Annotated in this window: 21 protein-coding genes; 8 read left to right on the forward strand and 13 right to left on the reverse strand. The window is 43.4% G+C overall.

The features are described 5' to 3' along the window. Positions 1-90: 90 nt before the first annotated feature. A complete protein-coding gene (locus LGO15_RS18365) occupies positions 91-414 on the forward strand; it encodes a hypothetical protein (protein ID WP_167832700.1) in 324 nt (107 codons plus the stop codon). 48 nt (positions 415-462) lie between these two features. On the opposite strand, the gene LGO15_RS18370 is transcribed toward LGO15_RS18365, so the two are convergent. Beyond that, positions 463-1,398, reverse strand: coding sequence for a DHH family phosphoesterase (locus LGO15_RS18370; RefSeq protein WP_226085481.1), 936 nt, complete (start codon positions 1,396-1,398; stop codon positions 463-465). Positions 1,399-1,567: 169 nt separating this feature from the next. Between LGO15_RS18370 and LGO15_RS18375 the strand changes: the two genes are divergently transcribed. Continuing rightward, complete coding sequence (locus LGO15_RS18375) at positions 1,568-1,864, forward strand: YtpI family protein (RefSeq protein ID WP_167832698.1); 297 nt, start codon at positions 1,568-1,570, stop codon at positions 1,862-1,864. Between the two features lie 76 nt (positions 1,865-1,940). Here the strand turns inward: LGO15_RS18375 and LGO15_RS18380 are convergent, their stop codons facing one another. The 3 genes from LGO15_RS18380 to LGO15_RS18390 all read right to left on the reverse strand — a co-directional run bounded on the left by LGO15_RS18380 (position 1,941) and on the right by LGO15_RS18390 (position 4,625). Further along, positions 1,941-3,260, reverse strand: a complete 1,320-nt coding sequence (locus LGO15_RS18380) for a CBS domain-containing protein (RefSeq protein WP_226085482.1) — start codon at positions 3,258-3,260, stop codon at positions 1,941-1,943. A 327-nt stretch (positions 3,261-3,587) separates the two neighbouring features. Continuing rightward, entirely contained in the window at positions 3,588-3,836 is a 249-nt protein-coding gene (locus tag LGO15_RS18385) for a hypothetical protein (protein WP_209437968.1), read from the reverse strand. Positions 3,837-3,944: 108 nt separating this feature from the next. Beyond that, the gene (locus tag LGO15_RS18390) at positions 3,945-4,625 is read right to left on the reverse strand and encodes a metal-dependent hydrolase (RefSeq protein WP_167832696.1); all 681 of its coding nucleotides are present in this window, start codon (positions 4,623-4,625) and stop codon (positions 3,945-3,947) included. A 214-nt stretch (positions 4,626-4,839) separates the two neighbouring features. On the opposite strand from LGO15_RS18390, the gene LGO15_RS18395 reads away from it, so the two are divergent. Further along, complete coding sequence (locus tag LGO15_RS18395) at positions 4,840-5,937, forward strand: M24 family metallopeptidase (protein ID WP_226085483.1); 1,098 nt, start codon at positions 4,840-4,842, stop codon at positions 5,935-5,937. Between the two features lie 267 nt (positions 5,938-6,204). Here LGO15_RS18395 and queF read toward each other — a convergent pair whose 3' ends face one another. After that, positions 6,205-6,702 (reverse strand): preQ(1) synthase, encoded by a 498-nt coding sequence (queF, locus tag LGO15_RS18400; RefSeq protein WP_226085484.1) that lies wholly within the window; start codon positions 6,700-6,702, stop codon positions 6,205-6,207. A gap of 410 nt (positions 6,703-7,112) precedes the next feature. On the opposite strand from queF, the gene deoC reads away from it, so the two are divergent. The 3 genes from deoC (at position 7,113) to LGO15_RS18415 (ending at position 8,990) form a co-directional block, all read left to right on the forward strand. Then, positions 7,113-7,787 carry a deoxyribose-phosphate aldolase gene (gene deoC, locus LGO15_RS18405; RefSeq protein WP_226085485.1) on the forward strand — a complete coding sequence of 225 codons (675 nt, stop codon included), beginning with the start codon at positions 7,113-7,115 and terminating at the stop codon, positions 7,785-7,787. A 35-nt stretch (positions 7,788-7,822) separates the two neighbouring features. Beyond that, a complete protein-coding gene (locus LGO15_RS18410; RefSeq protein ID WP_226085486.1) occupies positions 7,823-8,245 on the forward strand; it encodes a cytidine deaminase in 423 nt (140 codons plus the stop codon). A gap of 130 nt (positions 8,246-8,375) precedes the next feature. Beyond that, a complete protein-coding gene (locus LGO15_RS18415; RefSeq protein ID WP_226085487.1) occupies positions 8,376-8,990 on the forward strand; it encodes an AmiS/UreI family transporter in 615 nt (204 codons plus the stop codon). A gap of 50 nt (positions 8,991-9,040) precedes the next feature. Here the strand turns inward: LGO15_RS18415 and LGO15_RS18420 are convergent, their stop codons facing one another. The 3 genes from LGO15_RS18420 to LGO15_RS18430 all read right to left on the reverse strand — a co-directional run bounded on the left by LGO15_RS18420 (position 9,041) and on the right by LGO15_RS18430 (position 11,756). Then, on the reverse strand, positions 9,041-9,970 hold the full coding sequence (locus LGO15_RS18420; RefSeq protein ID WP_167832851.1) for a manganese-dependent inorganic pyrophosphatase: 930 nt from the start codon (positions 9,968-9,970) through the stop codon (positions 9,041-9,043). Between the two features lie 174 nt (positions 9,971-10,144). Beyond that, on the reverse strand, positions 10,145-11,266 hold the full coding sequence (gene ald / locus LGO15_RS18425; RefSeq protein WP_167832692.1) for an alanine dehydrogenase: 1,122 nt from the start codon (positions 11,264-11,266) through the stop codon (positions 10,145-10,147). Between the two features lie 334 nt (positions 11,267-11,600). Next, positions 11,601-11,756: a hypothetical protein gene (locus LGO15_RS18430; protein WP_226085488.1), complete on the reverse strand. Its 156-nt coding sequence runs from the start codon at positions 11,754-11,756 to the stop codon at positions 11,601-11,603. Positions 11,757-11,861: 105 nt separating this feature from the next. On the opposite strand from LGO15_RS18430, the gene LGO15_RS18435 reads away from it, so the two are divergent. Continuing rightward, positions 11,862-12,311 carry a universal stress protein gene (locus tag LGO15_RS18435; RefSeq protein WP_167832690.1) on the forward strand — a complete coding sequence of 150 codons (450 nt, stop codon included), beginning with the start codon at positions 11,862-11,864 and terminating at the stop codon, positions 12,309-12,311. Positions 12,312-12,372: 61 nt separating this feature from the next. Here LGO15_RS18435 and argH read toward each other — a convergent pair whose 3' ends face one another. Continuing rightward, positions 12,373-13,743, reverse strand: a complete 1,371-nt coding sequence (argH, locus tag LGO15_RS18440) for an argininosuccinate lyase (RefSeq protein WP_167832689.1) — start codon at positions 13,741-13,743, stop codon at positions 12,373-12,375. Then, positions 13,740-14,945, reverse strand: coding sequence for an argininosuccinate synthase (locus LGO15_RS18445; protein WP_226085489.1), 1,206 nt, complete (start codon positions 14,943-14,945; stop codon positions 13,740-13,742). The genes argH and LGO15_RS18445 overlap by 4 nt, the downstream gene beginning before the upstream one ends. A gap of 211 nt (positions 14,946-15,156) precedes the next feature. Here LGO15_RS18445 and LGO15_RS18450 point away from each other — a divergent pair, with 211 nt between their 5' ends. Beyond that, positions 15,157-15,474 (forward strand): hypothetical protein, encoded by a 318-nt coding sequence (locus LGO15_RS18450; RefSeq protein ID WP_167832687.1) that lies wholly within the window; start codon positions 15,157-15,159, stop codon positions 15,472-15,474. Between the two features lie 202 nt (positions 15,475-15,676). Here the strand turns inward: LGO15_RS18450 and LGO15_RS18455 are convergent, their stop codons facing one another. The 3 genes from LGO15_RS18455 to LGO15_RS18465 all read right to left on the reverse strand — a co-directional run bounded on the left by LGO15_RS18455 (position 15,677) and on the right by LGO15_RS18465 (position 17,959). Then, positions 15,677-16,201, reverse strand: a complete 525-nt coding sequence (locus LGO15_RS18455) for a GNAT family N-acetyltransferase (RefSeq protein WP_226085490.1) — start codon at positions 16,199-16,201, stop codon at positions 15,677-15,679. Positions 16,202-16,605: 404 nt separating this feature from the next. Then, positions 16,606-17,118, reverse strand: a complete 513-nt coding sequence (locus LGO15_RS18460) for a MogA/MoaB family molybdenum cofactor biosynthesis protein (protein WP_226085491.1) — start codon at positions 17,116-17,118, stop codon at positions 16,606-16,608. A 4-nt stretch (positions 17,119-17,122) separates the two neighbouring features. Further along, the gene (locus LGO15_RS18465; RefSeq protein ID WP_226085492.1) at positions 17,123-17,959 is read right to left on the reverse strand and encodes an EcsC family protein; all 837 of its coding nucleotides are present in this window, start codon (positions 17,957-17,959) and stop codon (positions 17,123-17,125) included. Positions 17,960-18,103 lie beyond the last annotated feature (144 nt).

The raw sequence follows: 18,103 nt of genomic DNA on the forward strand, positions 1-18,103 counted from the left end.
AATTCCCCCCAGTTATTATCTGTTTGTGTGACTCCTTTAAGATACGGGAATTATAAAGTATATGAAAAGGTGAATACAGGAGGAATTCAGATGAGCTTTAACAATGGAGCAGGAAATAGCGGCAGTGGTGTCGGAGGTGGTTTATTCCCGGCTTACGCCATGAACAACAATGACCGTGATAATCAGGTGAAATTGAATGAGGACCAGTACGATATTTATGTGAATGATCATTTTGTCGGTCAAAAAAGCCTCAAAAACCAGGGTGAAAATCTTTCTGACATCGATGACTTCTTAAAACAGCAAGGAATCACCGATTTTACCGCTTCCCTTGATGGTGACCACTATAATATCAAATCTGATGGTTCGAATGCGGAAATCTCAAGTGCCTTACAGGTGTATTTTAATAATAGATAATTTAAATTGAAAAGGTGCGCTTCCATGATGAAGCGCACCTTTATATTGTTATTCTTTGCATGCATTAATTAGGTCGTCAAGAACCTTGTCTACATCGTCCCATGAGTAAATGGACGCTCCTGCAGCCAAAGGATGGCCACCACCATTATAGTTCCTGGCAATCGTATTGATGACAGGCCCTTTGGAACGAAGTCGGACCCTGATTTGATCTTCTTCCTCAATGAAGAATACCCAAGCCTTGATTCCCCTGACATTTCCCAGTTCACTCACAAGCAATGAAGCTTCAGATGGCTTAACAGAGTACTGATCAAGCAGCTCACGTTTCATCACTACCTTGGCCGCACCATTTTCCAGCAGCTCGAAGTTCTGGAGGATGTATCCGTTCAACTTCACCACATTTGGAGCCAGCTCATACATTCTGTCATAAAGCTCTGTACGTGAGAAGTTATAGTGAATCAATTCTCCTGCGTAGGCAAAAGTTTTGTTAGTCGTACTCGGATACAGGAATCGGCCAGTGTCGCCAACAATTCCCGCATACAGCAATCTGGCTGCCGCGTCTGACATCTTCAGTCCCTTATCCTTGAAAGTGAGGTAAAACTCATAAATCATTTCACTCGTAGAGCTTGCCGAAGTATCCACCCATTGAAGATCACCGTATGGATCTTCATTCGGGTGATGGTCGATCTTCACAAGCTGCTCACCTAAACGGTAGCGCTCATCGCAAATCCGCTCAGCATTCGCTGTATCACAGACAATGACTAGCGCCCCTCTAAAGGTATCGTCTGAAATTGAATCAAGCCTTCTTAAATAATGAAGCGATGGCTCCTCAGCCCCAACAGTGTAGATTGTCTTTTCAGGGTACGAAGCCTTCAGAATTTCAGCCAGCCCTCCCTGTGAACCGTATGCATCAGGGTCTGGTCTCACATGACGATGGATAATGATTGTTTCATAATTTTCAATAGCCTCAAGTATTTGCTCTTTCATCAAAATGCTCCTCCATCTTTTTCATATCTTAATTATGAACATATTTTTTGGAAAAGAAAAGCAGAACATCATCTGGCAAAATTTCTGCATCCCATTCTCCAATGTTTGCCTGGCAATCCCCCTTGATAAGCTGTAAAATAGAGTGGATTATGAATTTGGAGGAATTGCAATGCCTATTCTCGTATTTTTGATCGTTCTTTCATTTGTCTTCTATATCTTTTACAAGATTAAATATGTCCGCAGTAAAAGACCTGCAGAGCGCAGTTGGCTTTCGGCCAAATCAAGCATCGCTCTTGGATTGTTCGTCGGACTTTTTGGAATCAACCAGCTCTTTCTTTTCCAGACGACTGTTACCTACATCGTAAGTGCCATATTCATTATTATGGGTTCGATGAGTGTATGGGCGGGTATCAAAGCATATAAGTTCTATCTCCCGCACGCTGCGAAGGAAGCACAGGAAAACTAGGACACAAAAAAGCCGATCCGGTTAGGGATCGGCTTTTTTTCATCTTTTATTGACTATCGACTTGTTTTCACGTTTATTAATGCCTGTCAATCAGCTGGCACATCATCATCGCTTTGCCTACAAGAATTCCGTCATTGAAGGCTTCGATGTCGACTTTTCCGAACTTCCGTCCTACTTCAAGCACCTTCGGGTAAATCTCGATCACACTGTCAATCTGGACTGGCTTAATAAAATAGATTGTCATATTCTCGACAACCAGGTCACCTTTTTTATAGCCCCGCAGCACGCGGTTCGCGGCTTCTGTAACAATCGTTGTAAACACGCCATATGAAATCGTTCCAAGATGATTCGTCATCTGCGGTGTCACCTGACAGCGGAAAATGTCTTCATCCTTTGTTTTTCCCTTTGCCAGGACGAGCTGGTTTGTAACGGTGTCATCCAGGGTCTCCCCCACCTGCGGCTGGCGCTGAATCATTTGAAGGGCCTTCAGCACATCCTGCCTGCTGACTATGCCTTGGAGCCTGTTAGCATCATCCACAACGGGAAGTACTTCAATCCCTTCCCACACCATCATGTGGGCGGATGAAGCGACACTCGTAGACCCGCTAACGGTCATCGGGTTCTTCGTCATGATTTTTTCAATCAAGGTGTCCTGTTCATGCCCCATAACATCCTTCGATGTGATCATGCCGATGACTTTCATATTCTGGTCCACTACCGGGAAGCGGCTGTGCAGGGTTTCATCCTTATGCCGGTACCAATCAGATACACGCTCATTGGCCTTGAGGAAAATCGTCTCAGTAACAGGTGTCAGGATGTCCTCCACAAGGATAATTTCCTTTTTGATCAACTGATCATAAATCGCACGGTTGATCATTGTCGCGACTGTAAAAGTATCGTAGCTGCTTGAGATGATCGGCAGCTGTAGCTCGTCTGCCAGCTTTTTTACATGGTCCTCGGTATCGAAGCCCCCAGTCACTAACACAGCAGCCCCAGCCCTGAGCGCCTGCTCATGCGCTTTGTCGCGGTTGCCGACGATGAGCAAGTTCCCAGCACCTGTGTAACGCATCATGGCTTCAAGCTTCATCGCCCCGATGACGAATTTGTTCAATGTTTTATGAAGCCCGGCACGTCCGCCGAGGACCTGGCCATCAACGATATTGACAACCTCCGCAAAGGTAAGCTTCTCTATGTTCTCTTTCTTTTTCCGTTCAATCCGGATGGTGCCGACACGCTCAATCGTGCTGACATACCCTTTATTTTCAGCATCCTTAATGGCTCTATATGCAGTTCCTTCGCTTACGTTCAGCGCCTTGGCGATTTGGCGTACCGATATTTTTTCTCCTATTGGCAATTCATCTATATATTGAAGTATTTGTTCATGCTTAGTTGCCAAGACTTTCACCCTTTTTAATAATTTTCCGTTCAAAGTAGTTCTATCCATTATTATTATAAGGTTTATAAGGGTTGGATTCAATTTAATTAGGAAGTAAGTCCTTTATATAAAGGCTCTGTTAATTTTGACTGTTGATTTTCGTTCCACGCGCTTCGCTTTCCGCGGGCAGTCGGGGAGCCTCCTCGGCGCTTCACGCGCCTGCGGGGTCTCCCCATGACTTGCTCACCCCGCAGGAGTCTTCGCGCCTTCCACTACAATCAACAAGATGTTAAAAATCAACATTGGGCTTTAACAGAGCCTATATAAAAGAAAAACTGGCTGATTCTCTCAGCCAGTGTAAACTCTTGATTTTCTTTTCAAACTGTTCTCCATTTTCCTGTTAGCCACCCTTGAACGTTTCTTTGGCGTGTAAAGAAAGGCTGCCAGGTTCCCTGCGAAGACGAGAAGCGCCAGGAAGAGCCATGAACCGGCAAACAATGCTTCTTTTCCTCCCATCTGGAAGTTGAGCTCCGGCATACCTATGTAAAGCATCATGCCGCATAACAGCAGGTATAGCAAGTAACGGTTTTTCTTCATTATTTCCCTCCTACAGGTTGTCTTAGTTAATATCTATGCTTTCTTTGATAAAATTAGCATGTTAAATAGAAAAAGCTGCACAACTTTATGTGCAGCCTTGTCACTTCCTTATAATTCAATTGCCTCTCCTGCTTCGAGAACGGTGCCTTTATTTTTCTTAAGCATGTTTACAAAAGCATGCGGATCCTGTTTGATTGGCGGGAATGTATTGAAATGGATCGGCACCACTTGCTTTGCATCCAGGAATTCCGCCGCCAATGCCGCATCTTCCGGACCCATTGTAAAATTGTCGCCGATCGGCAGGAATGCCAGGTCAATTGGATGTCTCTCCCCAATCAGCTTCATGTCCGAAAACAGCCCCGTGTCACCTGCATGGAACACCGTCTTCCCTTCTGCCATGAACAGAATCCCAGCAGGCATGCCGCCATAAATGATTTCATTGTTTTCAGTGACCATGCCTGTTCCATGGAAGGCAGGCGTCATTTTGACCTTGCCAAAATCGAATTCATAAGCTCCGCCAATCGACATGCCGTGCGTGTTCAAGCCTTTCCAGCTTAAGTATGTAGCCACTTCGAAGTTGGCGATGACGAGTGAGTCATGCTTTTTTGCCAGCTCAACCGTGTCCCCCAAATGGTCCCCATGGGCATGTGTGAGGATGATGACATCCGGCTTCACATCCTCCACTTTCAGATCAGTCAGATCATTGCCTGTAATGAATGGATCAATCAGAATCGTCTTCCCATTTGTTTCGATTTTAACAACAGAATGGCCGTGATAAGATACTTTCATATTCTCTCTCCTTTCATTCAAGACTTTTCTGGCTAAAGACTTCTCAAGCAGCTTTAGCGAAAAAAGCCATCTTACTAAATTATTTCAACACCCTTTGTCTATCTCCTTCTTCCATTTTCTTTATACCCAACAACCTCTTTCGTTAAAAGTTTTACTTTTCACCAGCGAATTGCTACTCTCATAGTGTGATGTACATATCAGAGGAGGAATTTATATGACTGAGAGATTGACTGCGTTATCAGGATGGATGAAGGACAATGGTGTCGACGTCACTTTTGTTACATCTCCTGACAATGTATTTTACCTTAGCGGATTTTTAAGCGATCCCCACGAAAGACTGCTGGCTGTAGCGGTATTCCAGGATGCGGAGCCTTTCATGATTTGTCCGGCAATGGATAAGGAAAATGCGAAAAATGCAGGATGGGAGCTTGAAATTATCGGCTACAGCGATACCGATGATTCCATGGAACTTGCTTACAACGCGATTAAGAAGCGCGTTCCTTCCATTAAGAAAACAGCGATTGAGAAGGAACAATTGAATGTAGAACGCTATGAAAAGATGTCTGCCCTGTTTGGTGGCTCCGAATTTGTTTCGGCAGAAGAAAAACTTCGCCTGATGCGGATGATCAAAAGTGAAGAAGAATTGCAGAAATTGCGAGTAGCGTGTGAGCTAGCCGACTTTGCCATCCAGACAGGGGTTAATGAAATCCAGGAAGGCAAAACCGAACTGGATGTCCTTGCAGCGATCGAATACGAATTGAAGAAAAAAGGCGTAACGCAGATGTCGTTTTCAACCATGGTCCTTACGGGTGCAAATGCAGCAGCTCCGCACGGGACACCTGGCCTGACAAAAATCAAGAAAGGTGACCTAGTCTTATTTGACCTAGGTGTTGTGATGGATGGCTACTGCTCGGATATCACAAGGACCGTTGCTTACGGTGAGATTAACAACAAGCAGGAAGAAATTTATAACACCGTATTGAAAGCACAGTTGAAAGCCTTGGATACTGCACGAGCTGGTGTTGCCTGTTCAGAGGTCGACATTGCAGCACGACGTGTGATTGAGGAAGCCGGATATGGTGACTACTTCCCTCACCGCCTTGGGCACGGACTCGGAGTCAGCGTCCACGAGTATCCATCTTTGACCAGCACAAATCCTTTAGTAATGGAAAAAGGAATGGTATTCACCGCCGAACCAGGAATTTATGTACCAGGCGTTGCGGGCGTAAGAATTGAAGATGATGTCGTCATTACCGAGGATGGAATCGAAATCTTAACGAAATTCCCTAAAGAATTGGTATATGTATCGTAAAATATACGCAAAACTGTCTGGTTCAAGTGAACCAGGCAGTTTTTTATTGGTTGAAAAGGCGAATTTCCATAGCTCAAATATCGATTTAGATTTTATATAGCGACTTTTATTTTTATATAGCGAGTTTTTACTTTATATAGCGATTTTCATTTTTATATAGCGACTTTTTATCTTTTATAGCGAGTTTCAACTTTTTATAGCGAATTGGAAAATATCCGTGTTTTTTTCCAATTAAAAAGAGCAGCATGTGCAGCTGCTCTTTCAGAGTTAGCGATTATCCACTTTTTCCGGATACATATCGTGGTTCATCATTCGGTAGTTTGCCATTTCTTCATACTTCGTTCCTGGCTTGCCATAATTGGTATACGGATCGATTGAGATGCCGCCTCTTGGCGTGAATTTGCCCCACACCTCAATATACCTTGGATCCATCAGCTTGATCAGGTCATTCATGATGATGTTCATGCAGTCTTCATGAAAATCACCGTGGTTTCTGAAGCTGAATAGATATAGTTTCAGCGCTTTGCTTTCAACCATCAATTTGTCGGGAATGTAGCTGATATATATCGATGCAAAGTCAGGCTGTCCTGTGATCGGGCAAAGACTTGTGAATTCCGGTGTGTTGAATTTTACAAAGTAATCACGGTACGGGTGTTTATTTTCAAACGTTTCAAGGATTTCTGGAGTGTACTCAAATAAATATTTTGTTCCCTGATTGCCTAGCAATGTCAAATCTTTCATTTCCTCATCTTTTCTTCCAGCCATGTTAAAAGCCTCCTATTTGATCTGCAACGCTTTCGAGGCCCAGAAACTTTGCTTATCAAATAAAAAACCATATCCTCTGGGATATGGTTGAAATTTTTCAAAGCCATAGTTTTTTATAGAGGGTGTCCGCTATGAACCTCTCCCGCGAATGCAGGATGATTTTATTGAATTTTATATAGCAACTATAATGAAATCCCCTATTAAAGTCAAAAGAAAATTTTGAGAGGAATTATGACAAATTCATGTATTTCCATTTTTTATTTTTACATATGTTCATATGGTTATTTACATATGTTCACCTACCTGATATATTATTCATGTAAGTGACACATAATATGTTTGGGTTATATATTTTTATTTTTGGATGAAAGCGTTTCAACTAATTTTTATACAGAAAGGGTTTGAACTTAATGACGAACGATTTAGCAAGAATGATCGACCACACATTACTTAAAGCAAATGCAACCGAAGCGGAGATTGTAAAGCTGGCTGAGGAAGCAAAAGAATATAAATTTGCTTCTGTTTGCGTTAACCCTACTTGGGTAAAGAAGGCATCTGAAATCCTTAAGGATGTTGAGGGTGTTGAAGTATGTACAGTAATTGGCTTCCCTCTTGGAGCTACAACTTCTGAAGTAAAAGCATTCGAAACGAAGAATGCAATCGAAAATGGCGCAACTGAAGTTGATATGGTCATCAATATCGGCGCATTGAAAGACAAGCAATATGACTTGGTTGAAAAAGATATCAAAGCAGTAGTTGACGCTGCAAAAGGCAAAGCATTGACTAAGGTCATCATTGAAACTTGCCTTCTTACTGATGAGGAAAAAGAAATGGCATGCAAGCTTTCTGTCAATGCAGGAGCAGATTTCGTGAAGACCTCAACTGGGTTCTCAACTGGCGGAGCGACTGTTGAAGATATCGCCCTTATGAGAAAAACAGTTGGCCCTGATCTTGGCGTTAAAGCATCAGGCGGAGTCAGAAGCCTTGAGGATGCACAGAACATGATCGAAGCTGGCGCAACAAGAATTGGCGCAAGCTCTGGTGTAGCAATCGTTAACGGCTTGACATCTGAGTCTTCATATTAAGCATAAAAATATCAAACGGGAATGGGGAATGGACGATGGATAAAAAAACGCTTGTTGAAAAAGCTATTGATGCAAGAAGCAAAGCATACGTTCCATATTCTAAGTTTCAGGTTGGCGCTGCAATTATCACAAGTAATGATCATGTCTATCTTGGCTGCAATATAGAAAATGCCTCGTTTGGCCTGACGAACTGTGCCGAAAGAACAGCTATTTTCAAGGCCGTTTCTGAAGGGGACACCGAAATCAAGGCGATTGCAGTAGTCGCTGATACTGAAGGTCCTGTTTCTCCTTGCGGCGCCTGCCGCCAGGTAATTGCTGAGTTCGCAACTGACGATACAAAAATTTACCTTGCCAACCTTAACGGGGATGTTAAAGAAACGACAATCGATGAAATTCTTCCAGGTTATTTTACATCCAAGGATATGGATAAGGTAGATATGTCCAAGAAAATGGTTTAATTGATTATTTGAAAATTAACAAGGGGGCAATTTCGTTATCCTGAATGGATAATGGGGTTGCTCTTTCTTATTCACCCTATTTTTTGCAAGTAAAGGAGGAACGAGCTGATCAACTTGGTCGGCATACATCATGGGAGACGCAGGCTTATTATTATCAGGCGCAGCACTTTTCCTGAACAGCTTGATGCTTTTAGGGAAGGCTAACGCGAAAAGCGTGGCAGTATTCAATTTATTCATCGGGGCATTGCAAGTCATTGTGCCCTTTTACTTGATTGCTGTATCAGACCAGAACAACTGGACGATCTACAGCCTTGCAAGCATCTTTCTATTTGGTTTCACCTATTTATATGTCGGATTGACATTATGGAAAGAACTTGATGGCACCGGGCTTGGATGGTACTCCCTCTGGGTTGCAGTCCTCGCCGTCATTTATGCGGCAGTTGCCTTCATTCATTTCGAAGACATAGTCAGCGCTCTTACATGGCTGATGTGGGCCTATCTATGGTTCCTGTTCTTTTTATCAATGGGAATGGGCAAGAAGATTGACGTTTATATCGGAAAGGTTGCGATGGTCCAGTCATGGCTGACATTGACCTTCCCGGCACTGCTGGCCATGACAGGATTATGGAAGACAGATCAGGTTGCCAATGCGTGGATTTACTTCTCAATTGCCGCTTTCCTCTATTTTGCTTATATAACATTAAAGTTGAAGAAAGCTTCTGCCAGAACCGAGAAGCTTGCGTAAAACCTAAAAAACCGTCCTGCCAAATTAGGTAGGACGGTTTTTGTTAAGTGTTACTTCGCAAGTACGTTTGTCAATACTGGAACGACCTGTTTCTTGCGGGAGACGACACCTTTAAGAGTCGCTGTGTTATTTTCAAGAGTTACATTGAATGCTTCTTCAACAGCGGCTGCCTTTTCACCAATCGCAAGCGCTGCAGAATCATTCGTCAAAATATCTGTGATGACCAGCAAGAAAAGACCAAGATTCTTTTCGGTCACTTTATTGATCAATGCTTCTTCAAGCTCCACTCTGCGTAAAAGAACGTCATTGACATCAACTGTGTTTACCTGTGCAATTTCAACCTTGGATTCTCCCATTTGGAATTCCTTGGCGTCAAGTGAAATAAGCTCTTCGATTGTTTTGCTGCTGAGGTCCGCGCCAGCTTTCAGCATTTCAAGACCATATTCCTCAGCATCCACACCTGCGATTTCAGCCAATTCACGTGCTGCTGCAACGTCCTGGTCTGTGCAAGTCGGGGACTTGAATAATAATGAATCAGAAATGATCGCCGACAGCATTAGTCCTGCGATTTTCTTGTCGATTTCTACATTGTTTTCCTTGTACATTTTATTTAGGATTGTCGCCGTGCAGCCTACTGGCTCAACACGGAAATAAAGCGGATCGCTCGTCTCAAAATTTGCCACACGGTGGTGGTCGATAACCTCGAGGATTTGAACATCCGTAATATCATCAGCGCTCTGCTGGCGTTCATTGTGGTCAACCAGGATGACCTGATCCACTTCTTCTGAAACTCTACCCGCAAGGCGTGGTGCTTCAGCTTTGAAGTAATCAAGAGCATACTGAGTTTCTCCATTAACATGGCCCAAACGCACAGCTTCGGCATCGACACCAAGCTTTTGCTTCAAGTTAGCATAGGCAATGGCAGAGCAAATTGTATCCGTATCAGGATTTTTATGTCCAAAAACAAGTACTTTTTCCATCATGACACTCCTCAATAACAAATTAACACGGACATTCTAGCAACTAGAACCCGTATATCCCATAAATAATATACGCTAAAATTGAAAGATTTTAAACAGCTTTGTGATAAATAGAGTTGCTTTATCCAGCTCAATAATAAAAGATCCGGAATATTTCATCCGGATCCCGAAAAATTAAATTTGCTCTAACAATGTTTTTGTTTCAGAGTATACAAGGTTATGCGCTTCTGCTACTGCCTGGTAAGTCACATAGCCATTAAGCGTGTTGATTCCTTTCAACAAAGCTTCGTTGTCCAGGCAAGCCTGCTTGTAGCCTTTGTTCGCAATTTGAACAGCGTAAGGCACTGTTACATTTGTTAATGCAATTGTGCTTGTTCTAGGAACAGCACCAGGCATATTGGCAACTGCATAGTGAACGACGCCATGCTTTTCATAAGTAGGATTGTCATGTGTCGTGATTCTGTCTGTTGTTTCGAAGATTCCACCCTGGTCGATAGCGATATCGACAACAACTGAACCTGGGTTCATCGACTGAATCATTTCTTCTGTCACAAGCTTAGGAGCCTTCGCACCCGGAATCAATACAGCACCGATTACGAGGTCAGATGCTTTGACCGCTTCAGCAATGTTCAAAGGATTGGACATTAGCGTTGTAATGTCAGAACCAAAGATGTCATCAAGCTGACGTAGTCGGTCTGGGTTCAAGTCGATCATTGTGACCTGAGCACCAAGGCCTACAGCCATTTTCGCTGCGTTTGTGCCAGCTACTCCGCCACCGATGATTGTAACTTTCCCTCTTTGTACACCTGGAACGCCGCCAAGCAGGATTCCTTTTCCACCGTGAACTTTCTCTAGGAACTGCGCACCGATTTGTGTGGACATACGGCCAGCGACCTCACTCATAGGTGTAAGCAAAGGAAGTGAACCATTAGCCAGCTGCACTGTTTCATATGCAATACCGACAACCTTGTTCTCGATCAAAGCCTTGGTCAGCTCTGGTTCTGGAGCAAGGTGTAAATATGTAAATAAAATTAAACCTTCGCGGAAATATCCGTATTCTTCTGCAAGAGGTTCTTTAACCTTCATGACCATATCCTGTGCCCATGCTTCTTCTGCACTTCCAACGATCAGAGCACCGGCAGCTTTGTAGTCCTCATCTGTAAAACTTGAGCCGATTCCTGCTCCAGTCTCAATGAAAACTTCGTGTCCGAAATTAACAAGGTTAACTACACCTGCAGGCGTCATAGCCACACGATTTTCATTATTTTTTATCTCTTTAGGTACACCGATACGCATTATTGCATACCTCCTATAATTATAATTGCACTACCATTTCAGCCATGCCACCACTATATCATTTTTCCAGTGAGTAAAAAAATACTGAAGGCAAGATGAAAACACTTTCATTTTAGTAGAAAAAAATGCTTTTGGCAAAACAATTCGTACAAATTTCCCTAAAATATACTATTCTGTATATTTTTAATTTTTAAGGAAGTAATAATAGAAGATAAAAAGGCTTGCTGACATTGATTCCAGCAAGCCTCTTTATCCATTCAACCAGACAATTCTTCATTTTCAATAGAGAAAGTAGCAGGCGAATTGGCAGCCAAATACTATTCAAAAACAGCTTCTACTTATAATCCTCGTTGTTTTCTGCTGCTGATTTCATCTGTTCCTGCGGGACTACACCACTGTTGTATGAATCCATGATTTGCTGGTTTACCTGCATGACACCTTGATCGTCGTAATCATAAAATGACTGGCCGCGCTGTTCCTTTTTATCCATGGAAAACCCTCCTTCAATATGATGCTTGCATCTATAGTTTTCGTTGGATTGTCACAGCTATACCCAGGAAACTGTTGTATAATATAGGTAAAGGAGGCGAGAACTATGGCACTTTACTATAAGAACATTTTAGTTGCCGTGGATGGTTCTAAACAAGCAGCATGGGCTTTTAAAAAAGCCATTGAGATCGCAAAGAGAAACGATGCGAGTCTGGTCATGACCCACATAATCGATTTACGCACCTTTGCTACTGTTGAGGCATATGACCGCACGATTTCAGAGCGTGCGACACAGTTTGCTACAGAATTGATGGAAAACTACAAGCAGCAGGCAATTGAAGCCGGTATCAAAGACGTAGAGTATGACATCGATTATGGTTCACCAAAGGTCAAGATTGCGAAAGATGTTGCAAAGAAATACAACGCCGACCTGATTATTTGCGGAGCAACAGGAATGAACGCAGTGGAACGCTTCTTCATCGGAAGTGTCTCCGAGCATATTACCCGCTATGCATCCTGTGATGTCCTGGTTGTCCGGACAGACCAAGAAAGTTAACCTTACTGAACATACAAAAAGCACGAAGTATCTTCCTATTGATACTTCGTGCTTTTTTCATTTATAATGATGCTTTTCCTCTTTCGATCTGAAGTTCTACTTGTGAAAAACCGGTGCCTCCAGCGCTGTTTCGTCTTTTAACGGCATTATAAGGATTCAATGCCTCGAAAATATCTTCTTCAAACAATGGGTTTGTTGATTTGTAAGCTTCCAATGGCAGGTCTGCGAGATAACAGCCTTTTTGGATACACTCCAGGACAAGCTTGCCGACGATTTCATGCGCTTCACGGAAAGGTACCCCTTTCGCTGCCAGATAATCAGCCAGCTCTGTTGCATTAGAAAAATCCTTTTTCACTGATTGAGCCATTTCCTCCGATTTCACCTTCATCTCACTGACCATGCCAGCGAAAATCTTCAATGAGCCCTTCACTGTTTTGACAGTATCAAACATGCCTTCTTTATCTTCCTGCATATCCTTGTTATACGCTAAAGGCAATCCTTTCAATACAGTCAAAAGTCCCATCAGGCTTCCATAGACACGGCCAGTTTTTCCGCGGATCAATTCGGCCATATCCGGATTCTTCTTCTGAGGCATGATGCTGCTTCCTGTTGTGAAAGCATCCGATAGTTCGATGAACTGAAACTCCTGGCTCGACCAAAGGATAAGTTCCTCGCATAATCGTGAAAGATGCATCATTAAAATCGAGCTGTCTGAAAGGAACTCAAGGATGAAATCACGATCGCTCACAGCATCAAGGCTGTTTTCATAGATTCCCTCAAACCCGAGAATTTCTGCTGTCATATGTCGGTCAATCGGAAAAGTAGTTCCCGCAAGCGCCCCAGCACCCAGCGGTGACAAATTGATTCTTTTCATACTGTCCTTAAAACGCTGTTTATCCCTGTCAAGCATCCAGAAGTACGCCATGAGATGATGGGCAAAAGAGATTGGCTGCGCCCTTTGCAAATGAGTATATCCCGGCATCAGTGTCTCAATGTTTTGTCCCGCCTGATCTACCAAGGTTCTTTGGAACTCAGAGATCAACTCGATGATTTCCGACACCTGCTCCTTCAAGTACAAATGCATATCAGTCGCCACCTGGTCATTCCTGCTTCTTGCCGTATGGAGTTTGCCGCCCGTAGGACCGATCAACTCAGTTAGGTAATGTTCGATATTCAAATGGATATCCTCAAGTTTGGCTGAGTATTCCAGTTCGCCATTTGCTGCTTGCTGCTTCAGTTTCTGTAACCCTTCAATGATGTTTTCTGCATCAGCTTCTGATATGACTCCGCACTTTGCAAGCATTGTTGCGTGGGCGATACTGCCCTCAATATCCTGCTCTGCCAGTTCCTGGTCAAAGCCTATTGATGCACCGAATTCATCGACCCAATCCTCTGCGGATCCGGTGAATCTGCCTCCCCATAATTTCTTCACACTGTCACCTTCTTGCCCTGGACCATGCTGTGGACAACTGTTGGCAGTCCCCACAGATTGATGAATCCAACGGCAGCATTATGGTCGAACTCATCGTCAGCAGTGTAAGTAGCCAGTTTTTCATTGTATAGGGAATACGGAGATTTTCTGCCTTCAATGATCGCATGCCCTTTGAAAAGCTTGACTCGAACTGTTCCTGTTACATGCTTCTGTGTTGATTTCAGGAACGCTGCCAGAGCATCTTTTAGCGGAGAGAACCATAGCCCTTCGTAAATCAGTTCGGTCATCTTCTTCTCAATTACCGGCTTGAAGTGGGCTACCTCTTTTACGAGAGTGATATCCTCCAGTTCCTTGTGAGCCTTGATCAATGTCATCGCGGCAGGAGCTTCATATACTTCACGAGACTTGATTCCGACAAGACGGTTTTCCACATGGTCAATCCTTCCCACACCATGCTTGCCTGCGATACTGTTAAGTTCAAGGATCAATTCTGACAGAGGATAAGCTTTTCCATCAATCGCTGTCGGAACACCTTCAACAAATTCTATTTCAATGAGATCAGGTGTATCCGGCGTATCTTCAAGCTCGGATGTCAGTTCATAGGCCTCAACTGGAGGCGCCTGCCATGGATCCTCTAAGATTCCGCATTCATTGCTTCTTCCCCAAAGATTCTGGTCGATGGAGAACGGGCTGTCGAGATTGATTGGAATCGGAATACCATTGTTGGCTGCATAAGCGATTTCTTCTTCACGTGACCATTTCCACTCACGGACAGGAGCAATGACCTTAAGATCCGGATTCAATGCTTTGATGGAAACCTCAAATCGTACCTGGTCATTTCCTTTTCCTGTGCAGCCATGCGCAACAGCTGTTGCCCCCTCCATTTCTGCTATTTCTACTAGTTTCTTAGAAATCAATGGACGTGACAGCGCTGATACCAGAGGATATTTGCCTTCGTAAAGTGCATGTGCCTGAAGGGCATAAAGTGCATAATCATTGGCGAATTCTTCTTTGACATCCAAAACGTATGATTGAATCGCACCGACCTTCAAAGCTTTTTGTTTTATGAACTCAAGATCCTTTCCTTCACCAACATCAAGGCAGCACGCTATTACCGCGTATCCCTGGTCCTTAAGCCATTTAATTGCAACAGATGTATCAAGCCCGCCGGAATAGGCAAGCACCACTTTATTTTCAGCCATTTTTTCATACTCCTTCGCGTTCGAATATTTATTCATATTAGTTAATTTTTATTCATGTGTATAAAGTTAACAGGTTTTTAGGCACATTTCAAGATAAAATATGATTTTTTAATAATACGCTGATTTTGCATTAATCCAGACTAGGATGGAAGAAGGCTTAAAAGTATAGTAGAATGTAAGCAAGATTACCGGAATGGGGGCACCATCAGAAATGGAACGATTCTTTCTTTTTAACAGCCGACTGGGCATTCCCCTGCCAGACCTAAAAGCAAACTGGGAAGAGTATGACCTGGATACAAGACACAGCATTCTCCTCCACTGGGAAAAAATTCGCGGCAGCATTCCCGACCGGATCGCAGAGCTTGAAAAAACAATCAACCTGAAGCAAGCGCAGCTTTCCGATGAAAGCGACTTCATCCGTTCCTGCCAACTGAACAGTGAAATCGCCGAGCTCGCGTCCATTATCAATGACCTCTGGCTCTGGTATCGCACCCAGCAGGACATTTCCTCCGAGAAAATGCATCGATAATACTTTCATTTGCATAAAAAATAGCCCGGAGCTGCTCCAGGCTATTTTTTGTTTTTCCTCTTATTAAAAGAAAATACGGAGCCTATTATCAAAGCAGCCCCTGATAATCTCAGGAAACCGTTCCCGAATGGACTGAGTTGATCAATGGTTAAGGCAACCATAACACTTCCAATAAATATTAAAAAAATCGTGATTAATAACCTCATGTATACTCCTTTTGAAGTTTTTTACCCATAATGACATAAGATTCTTGGTCACCATTTGGATAAAAGGCATCATTTAAAACAGACCACCCCAGATTTTCATATAGACTGCGGGCAGAAGCATTATTGCGTTGAGTGGTTAAAACTGCTGTCTGATGTTCTGCACCATCTACCAGCACAGTTACCAATTGTTTTGCCAGCCCTTGATTCCTAAATGTTGGATGCACTCCTAATTCAACGAATTCAAAGCAATCCGTTAACCAATTTTGATACTCTTCAGGAGTGAACGCCTTCTCCATTAATCCGTGGTAATACTGACCCGGTTGAGAGAAGTAACCATAAGCGTAACCGGCCACTTCCCCTTGCTCAGAAATAGCCACAAAACCTTTATAACCATCATATCCTGCATGCCTCATCACTCGACCTCTAATGGAACTATCTTCTTGCTCCCATACTTGCTGGTATAAGTCCGCTACTTGGTTCAATACCTCTTCTTCTCTATTAATTTCTCTATACTCGAACATTTTTTAGGCTTCCCCCTTGCTTTTTGACAGCTTTTCTTGTTTCTTCCTTAAACCTGTCTTAAGTTGGCTCTTCTTTTGACAGCTTTTCTCGTTTTTCTCTTAAACCTGTCATAAGTTGCCTCTTCTTTTGACAGCTTTTCCCCTTTTCCTCTCAAACCTGTCTTAAGTTGGCTCTTCTTTTGACAGCTTTTCTCGTTTTTCTCTCTAACCTGTCTTAAGTTGGCTCTTCTTTTGACAGCTTTTCTTGATTCTCCCTTAAACCTGTCAGAACCTGAAGCTGCTATTAAAAGAGCAGCTTCCTTTTCTCTGGAAACTCCCTATAGTTATTCAAGCAATCAACCCCAATTCCTTTTAAAAAACAAAAAAAGATGGAATCTGTAAAAGATTCCATCCGCGTATTTCATCTATAAATCCTTCGTCAGTTCTCTCACCACATGTCCGATTTCGGGTATAATCAACTTTTCCATTGCCAGGCGAACGGCACCTGTTGAACCTGGTGTTGAGAAGACGGCCCGGTCATTCACGACTCCGGCTGCGGCACGCGATAGCAGAGCAGCCGACCCTATATCTTCAGTGTAGCTGAGCATGCGGAAAATCTCACCGAATCCTGGTATTTCTTTTTCGAAGATGCCCTGGACTGTTTCGATCGTTACGTCTCGTTTGGCAATCCCCGTTCCGCCATTTGTCAAGACTACATCCACTTCAGGATTGCTGCAGCCTTTCAAGACTTCGGATTTAATCGGTTCTGCCTCGTCTTTGACAATGACGTAATCGACGATCTTATGACCTGCAGCCTCAAGCATTTCCATCATTAACTTGCCGCTTTTATCTGTTTCGGGTGTTCTTGTGTCGCTTACGGTTATGACTTTACAGCGCACCTGGCTCGGTGCAGCCTTCTTGTGTTCCTGTGTACTCATAAGCCTATAGAGCTCCTTTTTCTTTAAAATATCTCATCTGATAAAATTTATGGGCGAAATCCGTAACTCTTCTCGTCAATTGATAATTCGCTCCCGCGCCGATCCCCATGCTGATCAAAGGCATGCCCTGGACATGCTTTTTGCGGAACATCAGAATCGCCATTCCTTTGAAAATCTGTTTGATTGGCTGTTCAAGCCAAGTCACGTCTGTCAGGTCATCATTGCCTTCGTAGAAATAAAAGTCTTCTGCCTGTACGATGTCATTCTTCAGTTCTTCCCAGCCCGCACTCTGCATCCTGGAAGGCATTGTTGCCGTATGGAAAACCTTCAAAGCGACCATCATTTCGAATGGTGTATTCACTTCGAATCCATATGTCATGGCAACCAGCTGGACAATCCTCAGATTTATCACGGCCATCGCCGGCATATCTGCCCCAAGCACAAGATTTCCACCGCTTCCCGACATGCCGCCCTGGACAAAGGAATAGAGCCTGTGTCTGGCGATTTGCTGCCTGGCAATGAACTCAAGCTGTTCAATAGGCAGCTCCCTTAAATCCTCAATCGTTTCGAGGTTCGGCTGAAAAACACGCCCAGCAGATAAAATGCGTTCTTTGGCATCCATCTGCAGCTGTGATCCCTGAATTAAGGAGTGTAGATGGAAAAGCCAGCTGTCGAACAAAGTGAAAAAGCGGTCCTGCACCTCTTCTGGCAATAGCGAAAAAGATCGTTCAAGGTATCGGTCATACGCCAATTCAAAGTCATTCGGTTCATAGTCATAGAGATTGTTTTCCCAAGCACTTAATTCATCCAGCACCTTTTGTTCCCGTTGAGTCAAAGGCATCGAAAAACCTCCAGCATATCTGAATTTTCTTCCAGTATAGCACAAGAAAAGCGGAAGCGCCTCGGTCAGCCCAGAGCAGCAAGTTCAGTAATAACAAACCAAAACTACCGACCAATCATAAAAAAGGCAGAAGCCTATTCGCTT

The organism is Mesobacillus sp. S13 (genome assembly GCF_020422885.1).
Taxonomy (GTDB): domain Bacteria; phylum Bacillota; class Bacilli; order Bacillales; family Cytobacillaceae; genus Mesobacillus; species Mesobacillus selenatarsenatis_A.